Annotated in this window: 4 protein-coding genes; 1 reads left to right on the top strand and 3 read right to left on the bottom strand. The window is 68.8% G+C overall.

The genetic code is table 11. The features are described from left to right. Positions 1-2,238 (top strand): S41 family peptidase (locus AC5RUJ_RS11900; RefSeq protein ID WP_494155906.1); only part of this gene is annotated, 2,238 nt, incomplete at its 5' end. A gap of 81 nt (positions 2,239-2,319) precedes the next feature. Here the strand turns inward: AC5RUJ_RS11900 and AC5RUJ_RS11905 are convergent. The 3 genes from AC5RUJ_RS11905 to AC5RUJ_RS11915 all read right to left on the bottom strand — a co-directional run. After that, entirely contained in the window at positions 2,320-2,751 is a 432-nt protein-coding gene (locus AC5RUJ_RS11905) for an OsmC family peroxiredoxin (RefSeq protein ID WP_493987444.1), read from the bottom strand. A gap of 174 nt (positions 2,752-2,925) precedes the next feature. Further along, complete coding sequence (locus AC5RUJ_RS11910) at positions 2,926-3,276, bottom strand: hypothetical protein (RefSeq protein ID WP_494023225.1); 351 nt, start codon at positions 3,274-3,276, stop codon at positions 2,926-2,928. 176 nt (positions 3,277-3,452) lie between these two features. Beyond that, positions 3,453-4,225 (bottom strand): 2-oxo acid dehydrogenase subunit E2 (locus AC5RUJ_RS11915; protein ID WP_494155907.1); only part of this gene is annotated, 773 nt, incomplete at its 5' end.

Consider the following 4,225-nt stretch of genomic DNA (forward strand, 5'->3'; position numbering starts at 1 on the left):
GGCCGGGAACCGGACGCCCGTTCGGCTGAGGCGCTGGAGCCGCAGCAATTGCGCCGCGTGGAGCTGCCCGGCCCGGACCGGGTGAGCGCGCTTGCCGCCAGTCCGGACGGCAAGCTGGCGGCAGTGGCCACCGAATACGGCCAGGTACTGGTCCTGGACGCCGAAAGCGCGCAGCTCCGCCGGCTCTCCGAAACCGACCACGGGGCGATCAGCGAGCTGGTCTTCTCGCCGGATTCCCGCTGGATCCTGTGGGCCGAGCCCGTGACAGCGGAGGGCACCCGCACGCGTCTCCGGCTGGCCCGGGCCGACGGCACCGGCGGGATCGTCGACGTGACCGACGGACGCTTCCGCGACCATGGTCCGGCGTTCACCCCGGACGGCAAGTTCGCCGCGTTCCTCTCCGAACGGAGCTTCGATCCGGTCTATTCCACCCACAGCTTCGACCTGGGTTTTCCCGAATCGACCAAGCCGTTCCTGGTGGCCCTGGCCGCCGCCACGTCTTCGCCGTTCGGTCCGTCGGTGCACGGCACGCTGCCGGACGCGCCGCCGTCGGCCGGGAAGGATCACGACGGATCCCCGAACGGGGAGGACCAGGCCACGCCCGCCGTCGCCGACATGGTGGTGGACGCCGAACGGCTGGGAGAGCGGATCATCCCGGTCCCGGTCCGGCAGGGCCGCTACACCGACCTCAGCGCGGTAGACGGAGCCCTGCTGTGGCTGGCCAGCGACCCCGCCGGCGTCACCGGAGAAGGCCGCGCGTCGGCGGAAGAGCCGGAGCAGTCCCAGCGGCTGGAGCGGTTCGACCTCTCCCGCCGGGAGGTTTCCGTGCTGGTGCCGGCGCTGGACTCCTACGAGGTGTCCCAGGACCGCAAGCGGATCGTGTACGTGCACAAGGCGCAGGTCAAGGCCGTGCCGGCCGCCGGGAAGGTCGACGACGACTCGCCCGAGAGCGTGCAGGTCGACCTGGGCCGGATCCGGGTCACCCTCGAACCGCTCAAGGTCTGGGGCCAGGCGTTCGACGAGGCCTGGCGGCTGCAGCGCGACTTCTACTGGGCCGAGGACCTGGCCGGGCTGGACTGGCAAGGCGTCTACGACCGTTACCGGCCCCTGGTCGAGCGGCTTGGATCCCACGACGACCTGGTGGACCTGCTCTGGGAGCTGCACGGCGAACTCGGCACCTCGCACGCCTACGTTTCGCCCCCGCCGGTCGCGGAGCCCGGCTCCGGCAAACAGGGACGGCTCGGCGCCGACCTGGCACGGACCGAGGCGGGCTGGACCGTGCAGAAGATCCTCGCCGGAGAATCGTCGGATCCGCTGGCGCTGTCTCCGCTGACTGCTCCGGGCGCAGCCGTCGACCCGGGGGACGTGATCGCGGCGGTGGACGGCATCCCCGTGGACCCGCTGGCAGGCCCTGCGCCGCTGCTGGCCGGCGCGGCCGGCAAGACGGTCGAACTGACCATCGTCAACGGGGCGGGCAGCCCGGAAGCCGGCCTGCAGCGGCGAATCGCGGTGATCCCCATCCGCGACGAAGAGCGGCTCCGGTACCAGAACTGGGTCTCGGGGAACCGCCGCAATGTCCGCGAGGCATCGAACGGACGCTTCGGATACCTCCATATCCCGGACATGGTGGCGCGCGGCTGGGCACAACTCCACCGCGACCTGGATGTGGAGACCGCCAAGGACGCGCTCGTCATCGACGTACGGCGCAACCGCGGCGGCCATACCTCCCAGCTGGTTGCCGAGTTGATCGGCCGCAAGGTCACCGCCTGGAACCTCGCCCGCGGCGAGCAGCCGGGCACGTACCCGGCCCACGCGCCCCGGGGCCCAGTCGTCGTCCTCACCGATGAATACGCCGGGTCCGACGGCGACATCATCACCCAGGTGAGCAAGCTGCGCGGGATTGGTCCCGTAGTCGGGACCCGGACGTGGGGCGGGGTGGTCGGCATCGACGCGAAGTTCTCGCTGGCCGACGGAACCGGCGTCACGCAGCCGCGGTACGCGTTCTGGTTCACCCAGGGCGTGGGCTGGGGCGTGGAGAACTACGGGGTGGACCCGGACATCGAGGTGCCGTTCCCGCCGCACGCGTACGGGGCGGGGGAGGACCCGCAGCTGGAGCACAGCGTCGGCATCCTCAAGGAGATGCTGGGCGAGCTGCCGACCGACCAGCCGCCGGCGCGGGCCGGTTATCCCGTGCTGCGCCCCGGACCGCTGCCGCCGCGTCCGCAGGATGTGCGTTGACCTTCGCCTGGGCGCACCGGGCGTGAACGGAAGAACCCCGGCGCATCCAAGATGCGCCGGGGTTCTTCGGTCTGTTCGGGATTAGCCGGCCAGGGTGGCATCAATCGTGATGCTCGGGACGGAGGCCAGGGCGCCGGAGACAGGACAGGTGTCCTTGGCGCCGGAGGCCAGGCGCTGGAAGTCGTCCTCGCTGATCCCGGGCACGGTCGCGTTTACGGTCAGGCGAATCTCGGTGATGCCGGTGCCCGGCACGAAATCCACGGCCGCCGAGGTTTTAATGCTCTCGGCTGTGGTCCCGTTTTCCTTGAGCATGTTGCTGAACTGCATGGAGTAGCAGGTGGCGTGGGCGGCAGCCAGCAGTTCTTCGGGGCTGGTCTTTCCCTCGGACTGGTCCGCACGTGCCTTCCAAGTGACATCGTAAGTGCCGATCCCGGACGTTTCGAACGTAGTCTGGCCGGCGCCGCTAAACAGGTCGCCGTTCCACTCGGTGCTGGCAGAACGTGTTGTAGCCATATGTCCTCCTTGGTCGATCTCGGATGAGTTCCATGCCGGCCCGGCCGCGGGCGGCCGGCGCCGTCCTTTTCATACTAGGGGAGTTGCCGCGGACTGTCCGGGCGGCACCGGGTTAAGCCACAGCGGCCGGCCCCGGAGCCCGGGACCGGCCGCAGCGTCAGGAGCTTTGGAAAGTCAGTTCCACAAGGTCGCGATGGCGACGTTCAGCAGCGCCAGGCCGCCCACCGAGTGGGCCAGGCCGGTGGAAATCGGTTCGCCGGCCTTGTACTTGCGGCGGCCGATGAACGCGAGGACGCCCACGACGAGCCCGATGACCAGCTTGATGGTCAGCTTCACGTAGTCGGCGTCCATGTCCAGGGCCGGAATCAGGCCCATCATGATGACGCCGGTAATCAGCTGGAGGGCTGCGCCGTCGAACTGGCGGGGGTGGACGGTGGGCTTCTTCATGTTGCCTATCCAGATGCCGACGATCATGGCGGCACCGACGATGTGCAGGAAGACGAAAATGCTGTAAAGGATGTCCATGGGCCCAGCTTATCGGCCGGGGAGGCACGCAGATCCGCGCCATGCCGCGGCGGGACGGGTATTTCTACCTGACGTAGTAGCGGCTGGCGGGCCGAGGGGACAAAGCACAGCGGCGGGCTGCGTCCACTGGGAACGCAGCCCGCCGCTCATCCGTGCGTCGCGCGGGGCAGGCCGGGCTAGAGGCCCAGGTCCGCCTCGAACTGTCCGGCTTCCAGACGCGCCCGCAGCGTCTGCAGGAAACGGCCGGCATCCGCGCCGTCGACCAAACGGTGGTCGTAGGTCAGGGACAGATACATCATCCAGCGGATGGCGATCGAATCGTCGCCGTTCTCATCCTGGACAACCATGGGCCGCTTGACGATGGCGCCGGTACCGAGGATTCCCACCTGCGGCTGGTTGATGATCGGAGTGTCGAACAGGGCGCCGACGCTGCCGATGTTGGTGATCGAGAAGGTACCGCCGGAGAGCTCGTCGGGAGCGATCTTGTTGCTGCGGGTACGGGCGGCAACATCGGCGATCTTGCCCGCCAGGCCGGCCAGGTTCAGGCTGCCGGCGTCATTGATCACCGGGACCAGCAGGCCCTTGTCGGTATCCACCGCAATCGCCAGGTGCTCTGCGTTGTGGTAGGTGATCTCCTGCTTTTCCTCGTCGTACTCGGCGTTCAGCTTCGGATGCTGCTTGAGCGCCTCCGCGACGGCCTTGGCGATGAAGGGCAGGTACGTCAGCTTGACGCCGTTTTGCTCCTGGAAGGACTTCTTGGCACGCTCGCGCAGCTTGGCCACCTTGGTCATGTCGACCTCGTGGACCTGGGTGAGCTGGGTGGAAGCGTCCAGCGATTCGCGCATCCGGCGGGCGATCACCTGGCGGATCCGCGGTGCCTTCTCGACGGTGCCGCGCTTGGCCGAGGCCGCGGCGTCCGCCGGAGCCTTCGCGGCGGCTGCCGGTGCTG

The sequence above is a fragment of the Arthrobacter sp. Y3223164 genome (assembly GCF_059091005.1).